Origin of the sequence: Geopsychrobacter electrodiphilus DSM 16401 (genome assembly GCF_000384395.1) — a bacterium.
Taxonomy (GTDB): Bacteria; Desulfobacterota; Desulfuromonadia; order Desulfuromonadales; family Geopsychrobacteraceae; genus Geopsychrobacter; species Geopsychrobacter electrodiphilus.
This window is the reverse complement of the sequence record NZ_ARWE01000001.1, coordinates 1056786-1076667: the sequence shown is the minus strand read 5'-3', so window position 1 is coordinate 1076667 and position 19882 is coordinate 1056786. Positions and strand designations below refer to the sequence as shown.

The following is a 19882-nucleotide window of genomic DNA, read 5'->3' as shown; positions in this document are numbered from 1 at the left end:
TTTTCTCCTTCTTTTAATCGTAAATGACAGGTAATTGATTTTGATATCGGTGATCATTTTAACCAAGAAGGACTGACTGTCAAGGCAATTATGACCATTCTGGTTATTTTTTACGGCTTCGCGGATGAGCGGCGTCATAGATTGAGGTAAGGTGGCTGAGGCTGACCTGGGTGTACTTCTGGGTGGTCGAAAGTGAGACGTGGCCGAGCAGCTCCTGAATAGAGCGCAAATCCGCGCCTCCGTCGAGCAGATGGGTAGCGAACGAATGCCGCAGGGAATGCGGACTGGCGTCGGTCCGCAGGCCACTCAGAAGCAGATATTTCTTCATATGGCGCTGCACGCTCCGCGGGGTCAGACGCCCCCCCCGGGCGTTGAGAAAAAGAGGTTCATGTGCGGCAGGCTTGCCACGAGTGGCCAGATATTGTTGCAGTGATGTGCAGGAGATCTTCCCCAGCGGGACGAGACGCTCCTTGTTCCCTTTGCCGAGCACCCGCGCCAGCTGTTGAGCTAAATCGACCGATCCGACATCCAGCGCGGTTATCTCGCCGACACGCACGCCTGAGGAATAGAAAAACTCAAAGATGGCCTTGTCACGCAGGTCCAACGGGGTTTGCCCGGGGTGAGGATGGTCAAGAAAATGGGTCACTTCGTCAACCGACAGCACTTTGGGCAGGTAACTCTCGTGACGCGGGGTTGCAAGGGTTTCTGCAGGTGAGGCTGCGAGCAGGCCCTGCCGGACCAGATAGCGAAAAAAGGTTCTCAACGCGGAGAGTTTGCGCGCAATACTGGTACGACGATTCTTCCGATGCAGACCTGCCAGGTAGCGCCGCATCATCAAGGAATCGACCAGAGAGAGCATCTCAAGCTCATCATCCGATCGGTCTTCAGTGCTCAGGAATAGGTAAAACTGCAGGAGGTCGCGCTGATAGGCGTCGAGAGTCCGGGGAGAGAGATTTCGTTCAATCTCGAGGTGTCGGATAAAGTCTGCAAGAATCGGTTTCATCTCGCCGCCTCCAAAGACGCAGTATCAAAAATTGACCACTCTTAAACCGCGTGGCATACTTCGGCCAGAGTTCGTTCTGCCCAAAGATCGTCCATCATTGTGAAGAGATAGAGAACCCTGATGACCATTATTCTGATCCTGCTAAAAACGCTGTTGCTGGTGGAAACCCTTATTGTCGTGCTCAGTTATAGCATGTGCTGGTGTGAGTATGCCAACAGCAACCCGGAGTTGATGGCAGAGCGTTTTAAACCACGATCTCTTTGGCTCGCAGTTTCGCTGATCGCCGAAGAAATCTTTTTTAACATCCTGACTCTCCTGCTCCTCCCTTTCGGCCTGTGGGCTCCCAGAAAGCAACCTGGAATCGTTGGTGAGACCCCGATCCTGCTTCTCCATGGACTGTTTAATAATCGTGCGAGCTGGTTCTGGTTCAAATGGGCCCTGCGGCGCCGGGGCTTCAACAATCTGGTGACGATCAATCTGTCGTCCTACCATAATGAAGAGTCACTGACCGAGCAGGTCGCAAAACGGGTCGATGAACTGCGCTTCAGCCTTGACGTTGAAAAGGTTCATCTGGTTGGACATTCCATGGGCGGGATCATCGCACGCAACTATCTGCAACTGCGCGGCGGTGAGAACAAGGTCGATCGCTGCGTATTTCTGGGCACCCCGCACGCCGGCTCTAAATTGACTCCGTTCGCACTCTCGCCCCTCAGCAATTCCCTGGTGCCGAACTCGGATTTTCTAAAAAGACTCGCCGATAGCCCGATGCCCCCGAATACGCGACTGTTCAATGTCTACAGCAAAAAGGACAATATGGTCGTCCCGACCCACTCCGCCCATCTCGAAGGATTCGACAATATCGTCCTTGATCGCATTGGCCACACCGGCCTGCTTTACCGTCGCAAAGCCATCGATGCGGTCGCGACCGCTCTTGAAATCGCCAATGAAAAAAGTATCTGACCTCAAAGATCACTGTCACGTCAGTCTACAGTCGCTCGCAGATTACGCTCCGGATCAAACCCTCGCGGCGGTTGAACAGCTGTTGGAACCTCTCGGGGGGATGAGCAGGTTCGTCAGCCCGGGTCAGAAGGTACTGCTCAAACCCAACCTGCTGGCAGGTAAACCGGCACAAAAGGCCGTCACCACCCATCCGGAAATTGTCCGCGCCGTCGCGATACTGGCCCGAAAAGCCGGTGGCATCGTCTCGGTCGGCGATTCACCCGGCATTGGCAGCGCAGCCAGTGTCGCCCGCAAGTGTGGCATCATGGCCATCGTTAAAGAACTCGGTCTTCATTTCAGCCCTTTTGAGACTTCGGTTAAAATCCATCCTCAGGGGCGCGCCTTTCAAAAACTTGAGGTCGCAGGCGAGCTCCTTGAAGCTGATGTGGTGATCAACCTGCCGAAGCTTAAAACCCACCAGATGATGGGACTGACCTGCGCCGTCAAAAACATGTTCGGGGCGATGATCGGGTTGCGTAAACCGCGCCTGCACTTGCAGGCCGGCAGTGACAAGACGCTCTTTGCGCTGATGCTGCTGGAACTCTGTGAACAACTGAAACCGGCCTTGACAATTGTCGATGCCGTGGTCGGCATGGAGGGCGATGGCCCCGGCAGCGGAGACCCGGTACAGATCGGTGTCTTGTTGGCCGGCGACACCCCCCTCGCGGTCGATGCGGTGGCGGTGGAACTGGTCGGCCTCCAGCCGGGCCAGGTCTGGACACAGAAACTGGCCCTCGAAACCGGACGCCGGGGCGCGGCGCTGAAAGACGTTGAGATTGTCGGCGGTAGCCTGACCGAGCTCCGTATCACCGGATTCAAGGCCGCAAAAAATACCGATATCAACGGCCGCATGCCAGCCTTTATGCAGCGCCTGCTCAAGCAGGCCCTGACCGCACGCCCGGCCCCGAACCATCAACTCTGCACGCGCTGTGGTATTTGCGTTTCGCATTGCCCACCAGAAGCGATGGCCATTAAGGAACAGCTGCTGAGAATCAATTATAAAACCTGTATCCGCTGCTTCTGTTGTCAGGAACTTTGCCCGCAGGGTGCACTCTCGACCCGGCAGGGGTCATTGTTGAAACTGGCCCAGCTCATCAAGCGCTGAATAACAAGGAAGGGCTAAAGACTGACTCCGGGCCGCATGCGGTTGGCGGCCGCGACCAGTTCATAAAGTCGTGGCAGCGCCAGATGCCCGACCTTCCATGGTGAAAGAATATCGAGCCCCTGCTCTTCAGCATCACGCAGAGACTGGCGCAAACCGGCGAGCATGCCACCAGGGTGAAGCGGATAATGACGCCCATAATACTCAAGCAGGCGTCCGATAGTTTCTAGCTGGTCCTCATCCACCAGCTGTTCAACCCTGCTCAAATCGATATGCTGACGCCCATAATCGAGCAGCCCGTCAGCTCGCGTCACAATCTGAGGTTTCCCATCCGCGCGCCGCGCATCAAACCATTCTACAGGCAGCCAGCGGGGACGCCGCTGCCGTAACGCCGGGGATGAGGCGATTGGTAACGGACCTTCGCCGGCCAGGTCTGCCGCCCGACTGCTCACATCAAGCACCTGATAATTATCCAGCTGAAGCACCCGGTCAGCAACCGACAAATAATCGCCAGAGCCCCCCATTACGATAATGCTCGAGACCCCTGCCTCCTCATACAGCTCACGGACCCGCTGCAACAGTGGTGTGATCGGCTCCTGCGCGTCACTGACCAGCTGCTGCATACGTTGATCCCGGATCATGAAGTTGGTCGCAGAGCTATCTTCGTCGATCAGTAGACAGGCGGCTTCGCATTCCAGCGCTTCGATAATATTCGCGGCTTGTGAGGTGCTGCCGCTGGCATTACCGGTTGAAAAGCAGTCGGTCGGGCGTGCGCCGGGGAGATGGTTAATAAAGGGGGTGATGTCGACCTGATGGATCGCACGATGATCCTCGGCGCGGATCTTGACCGCCGTCGGGGTCGTCACCACGAGTTCACGCCCATCTCCCGGGAGATGATTATAAACCCCGCGCTCCAGAGCCTGCAGCAGCGTTGACTTGCCGTGAAATCCACCGCCGACAATCAGGCTCACTCCCTGCGGAAGACACATCCCGCTGATCAAACCCCGATGTGGGAGAGTTACCTGGCAGCGCAGACTTTCAGGCGAACAGAAACGAATTCCTTCAGCCAGAGGACGGTCGTCGACTCCCGTAGCACGAGGCAGCAGGGAGCCATCGGCCACGAAGGCCACAGCGCCAGCCCCCACCAGCCAGTTTCTCAGAAACTGCTGATCCTCAACCTGCTCAACCTGCCTGAGCATCGGGGTAAGATCACGGCCGCAGTAGTTCAAGCCTTCGACCACCACCTGGGGTAATTCCTGAAAGAACATCTCGCGAGCATCTGGAATCCGGATGGAACGACCATCGGCTGGCAGAGCAAAAAGCAGACGCACCTCAATCCCTCCGTCTTCAATCAGCACCGCATTACGCCGCAACACCTGCTGGCCGCTGGTGGCGATACTGATCTGTCCGCTGTGTCCCGTGCCACGCGACCCTTTGACTCTTCGCTTTAAGGCTGAAGCAACGGCGCGCGCCAAAAAATCCTCGCTGGCCGTCTGGCGGATACGAGTATTCCACAGCTCGGGCGGCAGGCCATGCTGATCCGGGGTTAACCGAATGCTGATCCGGGAGGCCTGAGCGAAGGGGTCACCCTGGACATGTTCGACACGGAGATCAAAGGCCTCATAATGATAGAGCCCGGCCAACTGTTTATAGGCCTTATAACTCTCTCCTTCGATCCGATTCAAAATCCCTTTCAAACGCTCCATATAAATTCTCATTGCTAAGTGATCAATGTGTCGGCCCTCCTTCACTATTGTACCGCAACCAATCCCGGGAGCCGAACCTATACCCGGGCATAAAAAAACCGCCCCTTGCAGTACAGCAAAGGGCGGCTCTATTTTCTGTCAATTTTTATGGTGTTACAGGCCGAGATAGGCCTTCCTGACCGCATCATTTTCTAGCAGAGCCGCGGCCTTATCGACCAGAGTAATGCGACCGTTCTCCATAACGTAACCACGATGTGCGAGTTTGAGGGCCTGATTGGCATTTTGCTCGACCAGGAAGATGGTGGTGCCATTCTCCTCATTGATCTTCTTGATGATCTCGAAGATCTGGTGAATGATCAGCGGCGCCAGGCCGAGGGAAGGCTCATCCAGCAGCAGCAACCGCGGCCGTGCCATCAACGCACGCGAGATAGCCAGCATCTGCTGCTCTCCTCCCGACAGGGTTCCACCAAGCTGAGCCCGCCGATTTTCGAGAATCGGAAAGAGATCAAACACCATCTGCAGGTCGGTCTTGATGGCAGCCTTGTCATTGCGCAAGAAGGCACCCATTTCAAGGTTCTCAACCACCGTCATGTCAGGGAAGATCCGTCGCCCCTCCGGGACCTGACAGATCCCGAGCTTGACGATCTCCTCGGGCTTAAGGTGCTGGATACAACTGCCCTTAAACGCAATCTCTCCTTTACGCGGCGGGGTGATCCCGCAGATCGACATCAACGTCGTGGTTTTACCGGCGCCATTAGCACCAATAAGAGTGACAATCTCACCTTCAGCGACGTCGATAGTCACGTCCTTGAGTGCCTGGATGTTACCGTAATAGGTCTGGATATTCTGCAATCTAAGCATATTCATCTCTCTAAAACAGTAGATGGCTAAGCAAAAAATTCGCTGATCATGGCTGAATGTTTTTCAGATGCGATACCATGCACGGTCACCTGAAAACTCTGAAAAACATGATAACCCCGTTAGGCGGAGATCTTCGTAAGGCCATCAAGCCTCGGTTTCTTCTCCAAGATAGGCTTTAATGACCTTCGGGTCGTTCTTGATTTGATGGGGAGTGCCGGCCGCAATTTTCTTGCCGTACTCCATGACATGAATCGTATCCGAGATGTTCATGACCAGCTTCATGTCATGCTCAATCAGCAGAATAGCGATCTTCACCTCATCACGGATACGACAGATCAAAACATCAAGATCGTGCGTCTCCTGCGGATTCATCCCGGCCGCCGGCTCATCAAGCAACAGCAGAAAGGGATCCGTCGCCATGGCCCGCGCAATCTCAAGCCGCCGCATCGCACCGTAGGGGAGGTTCTTCGAATACTCATTGGCAAACTGTGCCAGATCGACTTTTTCAAGCAGATCGTAGGCGGACTCGACGATCTCCTGTTCCTCTTTGCGGACTGCGGCGCCACGCAGAATGGCTCCGACCAAACCGGTTTTGGTTCGGCAATGCCGACCGATCATGACATTTTCGAGCACCGTCATATCGGAGAAGAGCCGGATGTTCTGAAAGGTACGTGCCATCCCGAGGGCGGTCACGATGTTCGGCTTTTTTCCGTTAACGCGCCGCGTCGGTTGCCCTTTGGGATGAATCAGGATATCCCCCTGAGTCGGAGTATATATGCCGGTAACACAGTTGAAAAATGTAGTTTTCCCTGCGCCATTTGGACCGATCAGGGCCGCGATTTCGCCTTCAGAGACGCTCAGGTCTATCGAATCTACGGCGCGCAATCCACCGAAGTCCATGGACAGGCCCTTAACCTCGAGTAATACGTGCTTAGCAGTATCAGACATTTTCTGATTTTTCCTTCAATCCCTTGAATTCATATTTCTGACGGATATTACTGATGATTCCCTGTGGGCGGAAAATCATCATCAGCACCATGGCAGCTCCGAAAATAAGCATCCGATATTCGGAGAACGCGCGCAGATACTCGGGCAGCAGGATCAAAATCATTGCCCCGAGAATGACGCCAAGGATCGACCCCATTCCGCCAAGAACAACGATTGAGAGGATGATGGCCGATTCCATGAAAGTGAAACTGGCAGGGTTAATAAAGGTGGTCTTGGCCGCAAACAGAACCCCAACCATCCCCGCCCAGCAGGCACCAAGCGCGTAGGCCGACAGTTTGGTGCGCGCCATGTCAATCCCCATGGCGACGCAGGCGATCTCATCTTCTCGCAGGGCGATCCAGGCGCGGCCGATGCGTGAATTTTTCAGCCGGCCGGTCACAACAATAGTCAGGATCACCATCGCGATCATGATGTAGTAGATGTAAGTCGTTGAACCGGCAATATCCATCTGCATGCCGAACAGGCCCGGCCTTTCGATGTTGGCTATTCCGCTGGGGCCGAAAGAAAAATCGCTCCAGTTCTCAAGAACAATTTTAACGATCGATCCAAAACCCAGGGTAACGATAGCCAGATAGTCGCCGCGCAGTCGCAGGATCGGAAATCCGAGCACTACGCCGAACAGCCCGCCAAAAGCAGCACCCAGGGGCAGGCAGGTCCAGAAACCGAGTCCGAAGTGGTAATTGAGCAGGGCGTACGCGTATGCCCCCACAGCAAAAAAAGCGACATAGCCCAGATCGAGAAGACCTGCCAGACCAACCGTGATATTCAGGCCAAGCCCCAACACCACATAGATCAAAGCCGAGATCATGATCGTGCTCTGATAGGTATCGAAGACCCAGGGAAAGACCAGCACAAAGGCCAGAAAAGCCAGGATTGCCTTGGTCCTTATCTCCGGATTTTCCAGCAATACATGGATTTTCGATGGTTTATCCTGCCCATCCTGTCCACTCTGCGCCGCCATCTGGTTTGCTTCCTTGCGAGCCAGAGCATAGCGCCAGATAAAAGAAAGGATGAAAATACCGACGCCAACCCAGAGGATATTCATCCAACGCCACTGCACCGACTGCTCGGAAGTATTAACCTTGACGACCATCAGCGGAAAAGTCAGGAAGATAAACCAGAGCGATACGGCCAGAGATTGTTTAATGTTTTTCATCGATTATGCCTGTTGATAGCAAGGTTAACTGCCTAGACTTTTTGTTTGGTCGTTCGCCCCATGATACCGGACGGGCGCAGAATCAGGATCAGCACCAGTAGACCGAAGGCGAAAACATCCTCATAGTCACTCGAGATATAACCCGCAGCGAAACTCTCAGTCAGCCCCAGTACCAACCCACCGATGACCGCACCTGGAACTGAGCCAATCCCACCCAGTACTGCAGCGGTAAATGCTTTTACCCCGGCGATAAAACCGATATAAAAGTTAACCTGACCGATATAGGAAGCAACCAGTACCCCGCCGATAGCCGCCAGGGCCGACCCAATCACAAAGGTCATCGAGATCACCCGATCAACGTTAATCCCGACCAGGCGCGCCATACTCATGTCCTGCTGGGTAGCCCGCATCGCCTTGCCGATCTTGGTGTACCGGATCAAAAGGGTCAGAAGAATCATCGTCACCAGGGTTGTCACCAGAATAACGAGTTCGGGCGAACCGATAATATGAGCAATCGGTTCCATGAAGGCGAAATTGGGAATCAGCGACGGGAAAGGAAGAAAATCCGAGGTCTGAGCCAGGAGTACATAATTTTGTAAAAAAATCGACATACCGATGGCGCTGATGAGCGGTGCCAGACGCGGAGCGTTGCGTAACGGACGATAAGCGACCTTCTCCAGCGTGTAGCCATAAGCGCAAGAATAAACGATCGCCAACAAGCCGGCGATAATCAGGATCGAAACACCATGAAAACCATAGATCGTCAATACGCCGCAAACGATATAAGCAACGAAAGCACCAATCATGTAGATCTCGCCATGAGCGAAGTTGATCAACTGAATGATGCCGTAGACCATGGTGTAGCCCAGGGCGATCAGAGCATAGATGCTCCCCCGCGTCAGGCCGCCGAGAAAGAGTTCAATAAAATATTCCATGTAGGTCAAACCAATTGGCAAAGCAAAAGGGAACAGAAGCCAGTTTCGGCCTCAACAATCTTTATTTTTATCCCACGAAAACCAATGTCATATCCGGTGGCATGTCGTTGCCGCAGACACAGGTCAGGGGATCGGCCTCAACCGATCCCCTGACAGTGGACTCAACAGGATCAAGTCGACAATTCCGACATGATCTTATTTAATTTCGACAAACTTGCCTTTTTGGACCTGGTACACCGAAAAACCAACCCCTTCAGCATCACCTCTGGCATCAAACTTGATCCTGCCGACCGGCGTATCGACATACTCGGTCCGCAGAGCCTTGGTGACCGCAGCGTAGTCGGTAGAACCCGCTTTTTGAATCGCATTCAGCAGGGCTAGAGCAGCAGAGTACCCTTCCTGGAAGAAAGCGCCTGGATCTTCGCCGTAAGCAGCCTTGTACTCAGCGGTAGCGGCCGCGTTGAGCGGAATAGTTGACAGGTCGCGGGGACCGGTCATATACGCGCCATCGGCATCTTTGCCGGCCACCTTGACGAAACTGGCATCCTTGACACCGTCATCCGACAGGAAGGCAGTTTTCAGACGCTTGCGCTTCATCTGCGCAACCAGCTTCGACGCTTCGGGGTGATATCCACCGAAAATCAGCACATCCGCGTTTTCACGACGAACCTTCTGGATAATCGAGGAGTAATCCATGGCGCCCGGGGTGATCCCTTCGAACAACACAACCTTGACCTTGCCAGACTCATCGGCAAATTTCTTGGCAAATTCAGCGAACCCTTTGCCGTAGTCACCCTTGTCGTGCAGGATTGCAATCTTCTTGGCACCAAGCTTGTTGATGGCAAAATCAACCGCCAGCTTAGCCTGCATGTCGTCGGAAGCGATGGTCCGAAAGAAGTTGGGATAATCGCCAGACTGGGTCAGTCCAGGGTTAGTTGCCGATGGCGACATGACCGGAATCTTGGCGTCATTGTAGATACCAAGAGCAGCCTTGGTTGCTCCCGAACAGATATGCCCGAGGACGACATTAGCCCCTTCAGTGACCAGTTTGGTCGCGGTATTTGTGGCAATTTCAGGCTTGCACTGATCATCCTGAATCAACAGTTCAACCTGCTTGCCCAAGACACCACCAGCAGCATTGATTTTTTTGACGACCAGTTGAGCAGCCCTCATGGTTGGGATGCCATAGGGCGCCAGATCCCCGCTGTGAGGACCTGCGACACCGAGCTTGATGGTGTCTGCTGCCAGGACTGGACTCGCCAAACCCGCAACGGCCACGAGTGCGGCCATCAGTAAAGTGAAACGTTTCATCTAGGGATCCTCCGCTTAAAAGAGTTAAGTGAAATGAAAACAATGTTTGATTAAACCCGAATACTTTATAAATGAATCAAACAGTGCAGTCAAGAATAAATTCAGCCAATAAAACAGGTTAAACGTGACAATTAAAGAACGGCGTTTTATATTGAGAGGGAAACAATTTTCCCGTGTATTCGATGGAGTTCCAATCCTCACCATTTGCCCACAATTCAGTACAGCAACCTGCATCACAGGCAAAAGTTCCCAGAAAAGGACAACTAGAACTATACCTCAGAGAAGCGCATTCACACCACGCCGCATCTCATCAATCATCTCTCTTACCTTTGCCGGGGCGACGACGAGATTAGCGGCTCTGGTCAACTCAACAAAGAACTGGTCAAGTTCACCAATCGACATCAGGTTACTGACTTTTTTGAGCGCCTTTTCGACCTGCATCACTCCATATTGTCCGATATGACGCTCTGCAATGCCACGCATTAATTTAAAAAATCTTTGGTAGCGGTCATTAAGTTCACGCTCGCTCAACCTGCCTGTATGCACTTCGCGCTTTTTGCGTTCTATCAGCAAACGATTCCGCACTTTTTCCCACATCGGTCCCAGATCTGCAGAGGCCATTAAATCGGCCATCCGAATGCCATCGGCCGTCACAGTTGAGAGCAGATCGAGTTTGGCACCGGGATGGGCAGCAACAGAAACAGAGAGATCGGCCGTTGTTTCCAGCTCCATTGCCCCTTCATGCAAAAAACCGAGAGCGTGTCCCGCTTCATAAAAAACCAGTGCCACCGCCCGCTCACTATAGACGCGCAAACACCCACTTAAGCGGTCGCTGCGGATGCGGCCTAATAAATCTTGAATATTGATCAGTTTGAGGTCCTGCCCACGGTAAATATATTCACCGTGCAACAGGGCATGAATGCTCATGGCGACTTCTGAATTTAAACGATAAATGTTTAAAACAGCATTACCAAAGATAGACATTTCGAAGATGCGACTGATGGCGTCATACGCAATAATCCGTCCATCGGCGTCAACCTCCTGCATCAGAGCGCTAATGAGGTGGCCATTTTCAAAAATGATGATCCCGGTGCCGACTGGAGAATCAAAGCGCAAATACCCAGAGAATTGGCTTTCAACAAGTTTCTCCATCGCTTCGGGTAAATTCACTCGAGCCGGATTTACATTTTCTTTAACGGGACTCCCCTTGGGAAGCAAAATCATATGAACCCCTTCTTAATCCGGACAGCTGCTGCCAACTCGAGATTAAAGAATATCCCGTTGCACTGTCAATCACATCCATATTCCGGATTCACTCCAATAAAACGGCTAAAGGTCAGATTCCAACTCTGCCCTCACGCGTCTGCGCCAGTTCACGTACCGCACATACTGGTCAGCACTTAGGCATTGCGTCCCGCTGACCGCCGGATAAATCATAATTAATGCTGGCAACTGCTCGGCCAGGGTTCGACCCGTTGCGTGCAACACAAGCGTCTGCCATCCCGATTCCGGGGCAGGGGAAAACTGCTCAGACTCCAACACGGCGCCAGAAGATCGTGTTATCAGTAATTTGAGCTCCGGAGTCAATCCCACCCCTTCAATCCCCGTCCTCAGCACCAGCACTTGCTCCTCTGCCTTCAACCAGAATGGCTGCACCCGGCAGCCTGACAGCAAATCTTTCAGGCAGTCGGCGTGCAGCAACCAGCGCCGGCGCTGAGGGAGTGCCTCACAATAATGTGCAGCTTCTTGCAAGGCCAGCTTCTGGCATAGAGGACAGCTCAACTCAACCCGTTTTGCGCGATGTGGCAAAGCCGCATCCATTCGCAAGCGTTGCTGATGGCTGCGACTATTGGGTCCGTCCGCAAATTTTTGCAAGACAAACCCTGCCAGGTCCCGCAGCAAGTGATGTGCGGAGCTGCCGGGCAACCGGGTTAATATCGAGCCACCATACCCAGCTGTCGCCGTCGGCAACCGGTCGTCGCGTTCAAATTCCCCGTCCAGCACCTGACATCCCCGTTCGGCGGCTGCAAAACGCAACAAATCGAGTTGTTGTGGTCCTGGCGGCTGCGTATCAAGCAGCGCCGGGATGAGGCAGAGCATCTGATCGCCGCCACCTCCCATCTTCAACTCACGTCGAATCTCAGCTAAAGGCGCGAGGCCGGCCGCATTTTTGACCGGGGCCAAAACCAGATCCGCTGACTGTAAGGCTGCAGATGCAGCAACCTGCGTCAGGGGACCAGCATCAATGATCAAAATCCCAGGAAACCGGGTCGCCCGCAACGTACGGCGAAATGCACCGGGGGTCATATCCTGCAGCGCCCCGGCCGCCAGATATTCAATACCAAATTGCCCAAGCGTCAGTTGGGATTCAAGCCCCTTCCCGGAAAAGAAAGGGGTACAGTCTGAGGCGCGGTGTCCTTTGATTTCGAAGGTTTGCGCCAGATCCTGACCCGGATCGAAAGAGATAACCGCCACCGGCAGATCCTCTTCCAGCCCTCTGAGATAGACTGCCAGATTTTCAGCAAGGGTCGATTGCCCCACGCCCGCCGCCGCCGCCGCGAGGACCACAACAAATGGAGGGCTGACGTTCATACCTGCTCCTGCAACACTTCCCAGCGGGCATAAGTTAGTTCGAGGCGATCCTTCAGTTTTTGGTACTGCACACTGAGGTTACGCCATTTCTCCTGATCCTGATACAGCGCCGGATCAGCCATGCACTGTTCCAGACCAGTCAGTTCGCCCTCAAATTTTTCAATCTCGGCTTCGACCTGTGCCAGATCTTTTTCACGTTTCTGCTGCTGGCGCTGCAACTGTTTGCGATCGGCATGAACCAGCCGGCGCTCATCCTTTTCCCCGGGTTCGCCAACCTGTTCACTGGCAAGATGCTCAACACGTTGACTGCTATGGCTCAGGTCACCAACCTTCTGCTTGGCGCGCAGGAAGTCTTCATAGTTACCGAAATAAGATTCAACTTTTCCCGCCCCGACTTCAAGGACGCGGCTGGCCAACTGATCGACAAAATAACGGTCATGTGAGACAAAGATGATGGTCCCCTTATAGCCCTTGAGGGCATCGAGCAGGACCTGCTTCGACTGCAGATCGAGGTGATTGGTCGGTTCGTCGAGCAGCAATAGATTCGCTGGCCGCAACAGCAGCTTGGCCAGCGCCAGACGATTGCGCTCCCCGCCGGAGAGAACCTTGACCGGCTTTTCGACCTCATCACCAGAAAAGAGAAAGCTGCCGAGGATATTCCGCAGTTTCGGCACCATCGCGTAAGGCGAATCGGCTGAAATCTCGGCCAGCACGTTGCGCTCGCCATTCAGCTCGGCCGCCTGATCTTGGGCAAAATAGGCCTGGGTCATATTATGCCCGGCGATTCGCTCGCCACTCGAAGGAGCTTCCACCGCCGCCAGCAGACGCATCAGGGTCGACTTCCCTGCGCCGTTCGGGCCGACCAAGGCAATCCGCTCCCCCTGCTCTACCACCAGATCGATCGCGTCGAGCACCTGCAGATCACCGTAACGCTGGCTGGCCTTCTTCAACTCCAGCGCGATCCGTCCCCCCTTGGGCGGGGCCGGGAAGCTGAAGGCGATCCGTTTACGTTCCGGGGGAATATTGATCCGTTCAATCTTATCCAGCTGCTTGATCCGGCTCTGCACCAGTGATGCCTTGTTCGCCTGATAGCGGAAGCGGCTGATAAAGGCCTCGGTCCGCTCGATCTCTTCATCCTGTAGACGCTTGGCCTCGCGCAATGCCTTGACCCGCTCATCACGCGTGATCAGATATTTACTGTAGTTCCCGGGATATTCAGTCAGTTTACCGTTCCAGATTTCGACAATCCGGCTGACCACCTGATCGAGAAAGAAACGGTCGTGGGAAACCAGCACCACGGCATAGGGATAATTGCAGAGATAGGCTTCCAGCCAGTCACGCGCAGGAAGATCAAGATGGTTAGTCGGCTCATCGAGCAGCAGCAGAGTCGGGCGCTGCAGCAGCAGTTTGGCCAGCGCAATGCGCATCTGCCAGCCGCCGGAGAACTGTTCACAGGGTCGCTCGAAATCGGTCGGCGCAAATCCGAGACCACCCAGCACCTTGCCAATCTCGGCCTCCATAGTGTAACCGCCGCGATTTTCGAACAGGGTCTGCAACTCGGCGTAACGATCAAGATCGACAGGGCTATGCTCGCCGGCCAGAACAACTTCAAGTTGCTTCAGTTCGGCCTGGATCGCCAGCAGCTCTTCCAGGGCGCTGTGGACCTCGGCAAACAGGCTGCGCCCCTTGTGCTCAAGTCCATCCTGCGGCAGATAGCCGAAAGTCGTCCCCTTGGCCGACTGCACCTGGCCGCCATCGGTCTCGACCTTGCCGGCCAGAAGTTTGAGCAGGGTCGACTTGCCCGCGCCGTTTTCACCGCACAGACCGATTCGATCACCCGAACGGACATGCCAATCGATCGCGTTAAAAATATGTCGGTCGGCAAAAAATTTATTCACACCACGTAATTGCAACATGGCGCGTGTTATAGCATAAAGAGAGGGGGAGAAAAAGACAGGAGCTGAGGAAAGGTTCAAGAAAAAGCCCTCTGTCCGATCAGGGACAGAGGGCTTTGGACTTATTTGTTCTCGTAATGGAAATGGAAGGCGCGTTTCGTACCGTCAGCCAGTTTGGTTCCAACCTTGAGATGATACATCCCTTTCTGCTCTAGCTTGACACCGACACCGAACATCCCTTTGCTCTTCATCATCATCTGCGCTTCACCAACCTTCTCGTCGGGGGTTTCGATCTTGAGCGCGCAGCGACCTTCACTGAGCATTGCGCCCGTCTTTTCATCGGTGAACATGACCATCAGCATCTTGCCCATCTTGGGATCATCCATCAGGTGAGCGGCACCCTTGACACCATCGACCACCTCGTCCTGCAACATGATCACGCCCTCCATCGCCATGCTACCCTTGTCCATCTTCATATCCTTGTTGTCCATCGCCTTCATCGCCATGCCGGTGGCGGGAACCAGAACTACCATCAGGGCAAGAATTAATAACTTTTTCATGTTTTTCTCCTCAATGTTTTTGGGTATTGACTGAATATCAGTCAGCTGTTTGTTTGGCCTAAATCTGGGAATCTGTTGGATCATCTTCCCAGTCATATTTCTCCCTGCGTCGGATCGGTCGTTCAATAAAGGTTTCGGTCGCGCTGATATCTTCGGCAGATGTCGGGGTCAGATCTTTGATCAGTCCAATACCGCGCCAGAGAAAATAGATGACCGGGAAGACCGTCAACTCCATAAGCCCCGCGGTCACCACCCCGCCGATCATCGGCGCGGCGATCCGTTTCATGACATCGGCACCGGCACCGTGACTCCACATGATCGGCACCAGACCGGCGATGATCACCGAAAGCGTCATAATAATCGGTCGTATCCGGCTGACGGCGCCATGGTGGATCGCCTGCACCAAGTCACCTCGGGTTTTCATACGTCCCTTCTCTTCCCAGAGCTTATATGCCAGATCGAGATAGAGCAGCATGACCACCCCGGTTTCAGCCGCGATTCCGCCCAGGGCGATGACCCCGACCCAGACCGCAATCGAGCTGTTATAGCCCAAGAACCAAATAAACCAGAAGCAGCCGACCAGGGCCATCGGCACCGAAACAAAGACGATGGCGGTTTTAACCAGCGACTTGGTGCTCATGTAGAGGATGACAAAAATCACCAGGATGGTCAGCGGGATGACCATCTGCAGCCGCTGATTCGCTTCCTGCATATATTCGTACTGACCGCTCCAAACCAGGTTATAGCCGGGCGGGAGCTTAACCTTTTCGCTGACGGCCTGCTGGGCACTCTTGACAAAGCTGCCAATATCACTACCGGTCATATCGACATAGACCCAGGCCGTACGACGCGCGTTTTCGCTTTTGATGCCGGGTGGTCCTTTCTTGATGCTGACTTTGGCCACCTGGCTGATCGGGATTCGTGCACCCTGCGGAGTGGTAATCAGAATGCGCTTGAGGGCCTCGAGATTATTCCGATAGTCGCGATCATAGCGGATATTAACCGGGTAGCGTTCGAGGCCTTCGACCGTCTGGGTGACGTTCATGCCGCCGATGGCGGTCTGAATCACATCCTGAATAGCACCAACCGTCAGGCCGTAGCGCGCAGCTGCCTGACGATCGATCTCATAATCGAGGTAATTGCCCCCCACCACCCGCTCAGAAAAAGCCGACAGGGTGCCAGGGACATCGCGCATCGCCGCCTCAACTTCTTTACCAAGACGGCTGAGGGTCTCAAGGTTGTCCCCCATGATCTTGATGCCGACTGGGGTCTTGATGCCGGTCGCCAGCATATCGATGCGGGTTTTGATCGGCATGGTCCAGGCGTTGGTTACGCCAGGAAAGTGGATCGCCTTGTCGAGCTGCTGCTTCAACTGATTCACGCTGATCGTCGCCTCTTCGGGCCAGACCAGACGCAAGGGCTTCTTCAGCCAGTCGAGTCCCTCATCCCAACTCGTGTAGAAGCGCTCGCTCTTAACCTTGGGCCAGTCCGCCTCGGGCTTGAGCATGATGGTGGTCTCAAGCATCGACAGCGGCGCAGGATCGGTCGCGGTCTCGGCACGGCCCGCCTTACCGAAGACATGTTCCACTTCGGGGAAGCTGGCGATAATCCGGTCGGTCTGTTGCACAAGCTCGCGCGCCTTGGTGATGGAGATTCCCGGCAGGGTGGTCGGCATATAGAGCAGATCCCCCTCGTAGAGCGGCGGCATGAATTCCGAGCCGATCTGCTTCAGCGGCAGGATGATCGAGATGGTCACCAGCAGCGCCACCAGCAACACCATCTTGCGCCACCTGAGCACAAAATCGACGACCGGATGGTAGCTGCGAATCAAGAAGCGGTTGATCGGATTGGCGGTTTCCGAGGGGATCTTGCCGCGGATAAACCAGCCCATCAGCACCGGCACCAGGGTCACCGAAAGAAAAGCGGCCGCCCCCATGGAATAGGTCTTGGTGAACGCCAGCGGCTTAAACAGCCGCCCGGACTGTCCGGTCAGGGTAAAGACCGGCACGAAGGAGACGGTGATGATCAACAGCGAGTAGAAGAGCGAAGGACCGACCTCTTTGGCCGCCTTCAGGATGACATCCCAGTGCGCTTCATCCGGTTTTTTATGTTCAAGATGTTTATGCGCGTTTTCGATCATGACGATCGCGGCGTCGATCATCGCCCCGATGGCGATGGCGATGCCGCCGAGACTCATGATATTGGCGTTGATCCCCTGGGCGTGCATGATGATAAAGGCGATAAGAATCGCCACCGGCAGGGTGAAGATCGCCACCAGTGCGCTGCGCAGATGGAAGAGAAAGAGCGCCACGACGAGGGCCACGACGATACTCTCTTCGATCAACTTGCCTTTCAGGGTTTCGACCGCGCGTTCAATCAAGCCGCTGCGATCGTAAACTGCCTTGATCGTCACCCCGTCCGGCAGTCCGGCCTGCAGTTGTTTGAGCTTTTTCTTGACGTTTTCGATCGTCTTCAGCGCATTTTCGCCGTAGCGCATAATAACAACGCCGCCGACCGCTTCGCCCTTGCCATCCAGTTCAGCCAGGCCACGGCGCAACTCCGGCCCAATCTCGACCCGGGCAATATCCCTGACCAGAATCGGGGTGCCGCGCTTATCGGTGCTCACCACCACCTGCTCCAGATCAGCAACCGACTTTATGTAACCCAGACCGCGGACCATGAATTCGGTCTCGCCCATCTCGACCAGCCTTCCACCGACGTCATTATTGCTGCGCTTAATCGCCATGCGCAGCTGAGCGAGTGAGATACCGTAGGCCGCAAGGCGGTTCGGATCGACTTTGACCTGATACTGTTTGACATAGCCGCCGATGCTGGCGACCTCGGAAACCCCGTCTACGGCGGTCAACTCATAACGCAGATACCAATCCTGAATCGAGCGCAGCTGCTGCAGATCGTGATTTTTGCTCTCGAGCACATACTCATAGACCCAGCCGACTCCGGTGGCATCGGCGCCGAGAGCGGGCGTGACCCCGGCCGGCAGCTTGCCTGCGGCATAGTTCAGGTACTCGAGCACCCGTGAACGCGCCCAGTACATGTCGGTGCCGTCTTCAAAAATAATATAGACGAAAGACAGACCGAAGAAGGAGTAGCCGCGCACCGTCTTGGCATAGGGGACGGCCAACATCTGGGTGGTCAACGGGTAGGTGATCTGGTCTTCGACCACCTGGGGGGCCTGCCCCGGATACTTGGTAAAGACAATCACCTGAACATCCGACAGATCGGGAATCGCATCGAGGGAGGTCTTGGACACCGCATAAAGCCCACCGATGATCAGAAAGACGGTGGCCAGTACGACCATAAATTTGTTGCGAATCGAGAGGGTAATGATCTTTTCAAGCATGGCGATTTCCTTAGCTCAGCACAGTCGAATCAGAAGAGGTCATCGAGTTTCTTTTTGGAGGAAGCTTTTTCATCGCCAAACAGATCGGCAGCGGCTCCAGCATCGGCGGAGGGCTCTTTTTTCGGCTCCAGCATTTTATTAACCGCCTCGCGCAGCTGACTTTCCGAATCAAACAGGAACTGAGCCGAGGTCACCACCGTTTCACCGGGAGCGACACCGCTCACAATTTCAATCATGCCCGCGTCGCCCTGAACCCCGGTCTTGACCATGCGCGGTTCAAACTTCCCGCCGCCCAAAGCAACAAAGACCCGCTGTTTGTCGCCCGAATTCAGAACCGCTTCGGCCGGTATCATCAGCACATGCGTGCGCGGTTCGGCCTGAATCTCGACGTTGACATACATATCGGGGCGCAGGCTGCGGTCGGTGTTGGAAAACTCCAACCGCGCCTTGACCGTACGGGTCTTGGCATCGACATAGGGGTAGAGGTAACTCACTTTGGCGCTGCGTGGTTTCTCATTGGCATAGGGGAGGGTCACACTGGCCTGCTGTCCGACCTTGACGAAGGGCAGTTCGTTTTCGTAGAGATCAGCGTAAACCCAGACCCGCGAGAGGTCGGAGATCTGAAACAATGGCGCACCGGGCTGGATATGCATCCCCTCGGTGACCATTTTCATCGACACGATCCCGGAGTGAGGCGCTTCAAGAGTCAGACGTTTCTGCACCTGACCACTTTTTTCGATCTGAGCGATCTGTGCACTTGAAATATCCCACAGGCTCAAACGACTCCGCGAGGCTTCAAGCAGCCGTTTTGCCCCCTCGACGATCTCGGGGAAACTGCTTTTTGAGAGACCAGCAAGGTTCTGCTTCGCCAGAATCAACTCCTGCTGGGCGGTTACCAGTTCGGGGCTATAGATCTCTAACAGCGGCTGCCCTTGCTTGACCTTCTGGCCCTTCTCGTTGACATAGAGTTTCTCGACCCAGCCTGAGATTCTGGCGTTAACGGAGTACTGCCTCGGTTCTTCGTAAGCGATCAGACCGACGGTGCGGATCCGTTTAAAGATATCCCCTACGACCACCGGTGCCGTACGGACCCCCATATTCTGGGCGGTCACAGGATCGATACTGAGGGTTGAGCCGCTTTGCGCATCGTCTTCGTAAACCGGGACCAGATCCATCCCCATCGGCGATTTTCCCGGGGCGTTACGGATATAGGTCGGATCCATCGGCGCCTTCCAGTATTTGACTTTCCTCTCGGCAGCGGCAGCACGTCTAATGATACTAAAATCGACCGTCTGAGGTGCGAGCATCGAGGCCGTCATCCAGTAAAGTCCTGCCAACAGAAGCACAGCCAGGGGCATGAATAATAATGAGAGAGTAAGCTTACGCATGAGGA

Annotated in this window: 15 protein-coding genes; 2 read left to right on the top strand and 13 right to left on the bottom strand. The window is 54.6% G+C overall.

Features of this window, described 5'->3' with window-relative positions; genetic code table 11:
• Window positions 1-103: 103 nt before the first annotated feature.
• The gene (gene xerC / locus D888_RS0105045) at window positions 104-1003 is read right to left on the bottom strand and encodes a tyrosine recombinase XerC (RefSeq protein ID WP_020675452.1); all 900 of its coding nucleotides are present in this window, start codon (window positions 1001-1003) and stop codon (window positions 104-106) included.
• Window positions 1004-1123: 120 nt separating this feature from the next.
• Here xerC and D888_RS0105035 point away from each other — a divergent pair, with 120 nt between their 5' ends.
• Both D888_RS0105035 and D888_RS0105030 read left to right on the top strand, forming a co-directional pair.
• Window positions 1124-1963 carry an alpha/beta fold hydrolase gene (locus tag D888_RS0105035; protein ID WP_020675451.1) on the top strand — a complete coding sequence of 280 codons (840 nt, stop codon included), beginning with the start codon at window positions 1124-1126 and terminating at the stop codon, window positions 1961-1963.
• Window positions 1947-3107, top strand: a complete 1161-nt coding sequence (locus tag D888_RS0105030) for a DUF362 domain-containing protein (protein ID WP_020675450.1) — start codon at window positions 1947-1949, stop codon at window positions 3105-3107. The genes D888_RS0105035 and D888_RS0105030 overlap by 17 nt, the downstream gene beginning before the upstream one ends.
• A gap of 14 nt (window positions 3108-3121) precedes the next feature.
• On the opposite strand, the gene D888_RS0105025 is transcribed toward D888_RS0105030, so the two are convergent.
• The 12 genes from D888_RS0105025 to D888_RS20730 all read right to left on the bottom strand — a co-directional run bounded on the left by D888_RS0105025 (window position 3122) and on the right by D888_RS20730 (window position 19877).
• Window positions 3122-4810: an ABC-ATPase domain-containing protein gene (locus D888_RS0105025; protein ID WP_026362221.1), complete on the bottom strand. Its 1689-nt coding sequence runs from the start codon at window positions 4808-4810 to the stop codon at window positions 3122-3124.
• 153 nt (window positions 4811-4963) lie between these two features.
• On the bottom strand, window positions 4964-5671 hold the full coding sequence (locus tag D888_RS0105020) for an ABC transporter ATP-binding protein (protein ID WP_020675448.1): 708 nt from the start codon (window positions 5669-5671) through the stop codon (window positions 4964-4966).
• A gap of 144 nt (window positions 5672-5815) precedes the next feature.
• Entirely contained in the window at window positions 5816-6619 is an 804-nt protein-coding gene (locus D888_RS0105015; protein ID WP_020675447.1) for an ABC transporter ATP-binding protein, read from the bottom strand.
• The gene (gene livM, locus D888_RS0105010) at window positions 6612-7835 is read right to left on the bottom strand and encodes a high-affinity branched-chain amino acid ABC transporter permease LivM (protein WP_020675446.1); all 1224 of its coding nucleotides are present in this window, start codon (window positions 7833-7835) and stop codon (window positions 6612-6614) included. The genes D888_RS0105015 and livM overlap by 8 nt, the downstream gene beginning before the upstream one ends.
• 32 nt (window positions 7836-7867) lie before the next feature.
• Window positions 7868-8770: a branched-chain amino acid ABC transporter permease gene (locus D888_RS0105005; RefSeq protein ID WP_020675445.1), complete on the bottom strand. Its 903-nt coding sequence runs from the start codon at window positions 8768-8770 to the stop codon at window positions 7868-7870.
• Between the two features lie 195 nt (window positions 8771-8965).
• Window positions 8966-10081 (bottom strand): branched-chain amino acid ABC transporter substrate-binding protein, encoded by a 1116-nt coding sequence (locus D888_RS0105000; protein WP_020675444.1) that lies wholly within the window; start codon window positions 10079-10081, stop codon window positions 8966-8968.
• 276 nt (window positions 10082-10357) lie between these two features.
• Window positions 10358-11305 (bottom strand): DUF2226 domain-containing protein, encoded by a 948-nt coding sequence (locus tag D888_RS0104995; RefSeq protein WP_020675443.1) that lies wholly within the window; start codon window positions 11303-11305, stop codon window positions 10358-10360.
• Between the two features lie 105 nt (window positions 11306-11410).
• Window positions 11411-12673: a hypothetical protein gene (locus D888_RS0104990; RefSeq protein ID WP_020675442.1), complete on the bottom strand. Its 1263-nt coding sequence runs from the start codon at window positions 12671-12673 to the stop codon at window positions 11411-11413.
• On the bottom strand, window positions 12670-14589 hold the full coding sequence (locus D888_RS0104985; RefSeq protein ID WP_026362220.1) for an ABC-F family ATP-binding cassette domain-containing protein: 1920 nt from the start codon (window positions 14587-14589) through the stop codon (window positions 12670-12672). Before D888_RS0104985 ends, D888_RS0104990 begins: the two co-directional genes overlap by 4 nt.
• 101 nt (window positions 14590-14690) lie before the next feature.
• Entirely contained in the window at window positions 14691-15128 is a 438-nt protein-coding gene (locus D888_RS0104980; protein ID WP_020675440.1) for a hypothetical protein, read from the bottom strand.
• A 58-nt stretch (window positions 15129-15186) separates the two neighbouring features.
• Window positions 15187-18489: an efflux RND transporter permease subunit gene (locus D888_RS0104975; RefSeq protein ID WP_020675439.1), complete on the bottom strand. Its 3303-nt coding sequence runs from the start codon at window positions 18487-18489 to the stop codon at window positions 15187-15189.
• A gap of 29 nt (window positions 18490-18518) precedes the next feature.
• Window positions 18519-19877 carry an efflux RND transporter periplasmic adaptor subunit gene (locus tag D888_RS20730; protein WP_020675438.1) on the bottom strand — a complete coding sequence of 453 codons (1359 nt, stop codon included), beginning with the start codon at window positions 19875-19877 and terminating at the stop codon, window positions 18519-18521.
• Between the last annotated feature and the right edge of the window lie 5 nt (window positions 19878-19882).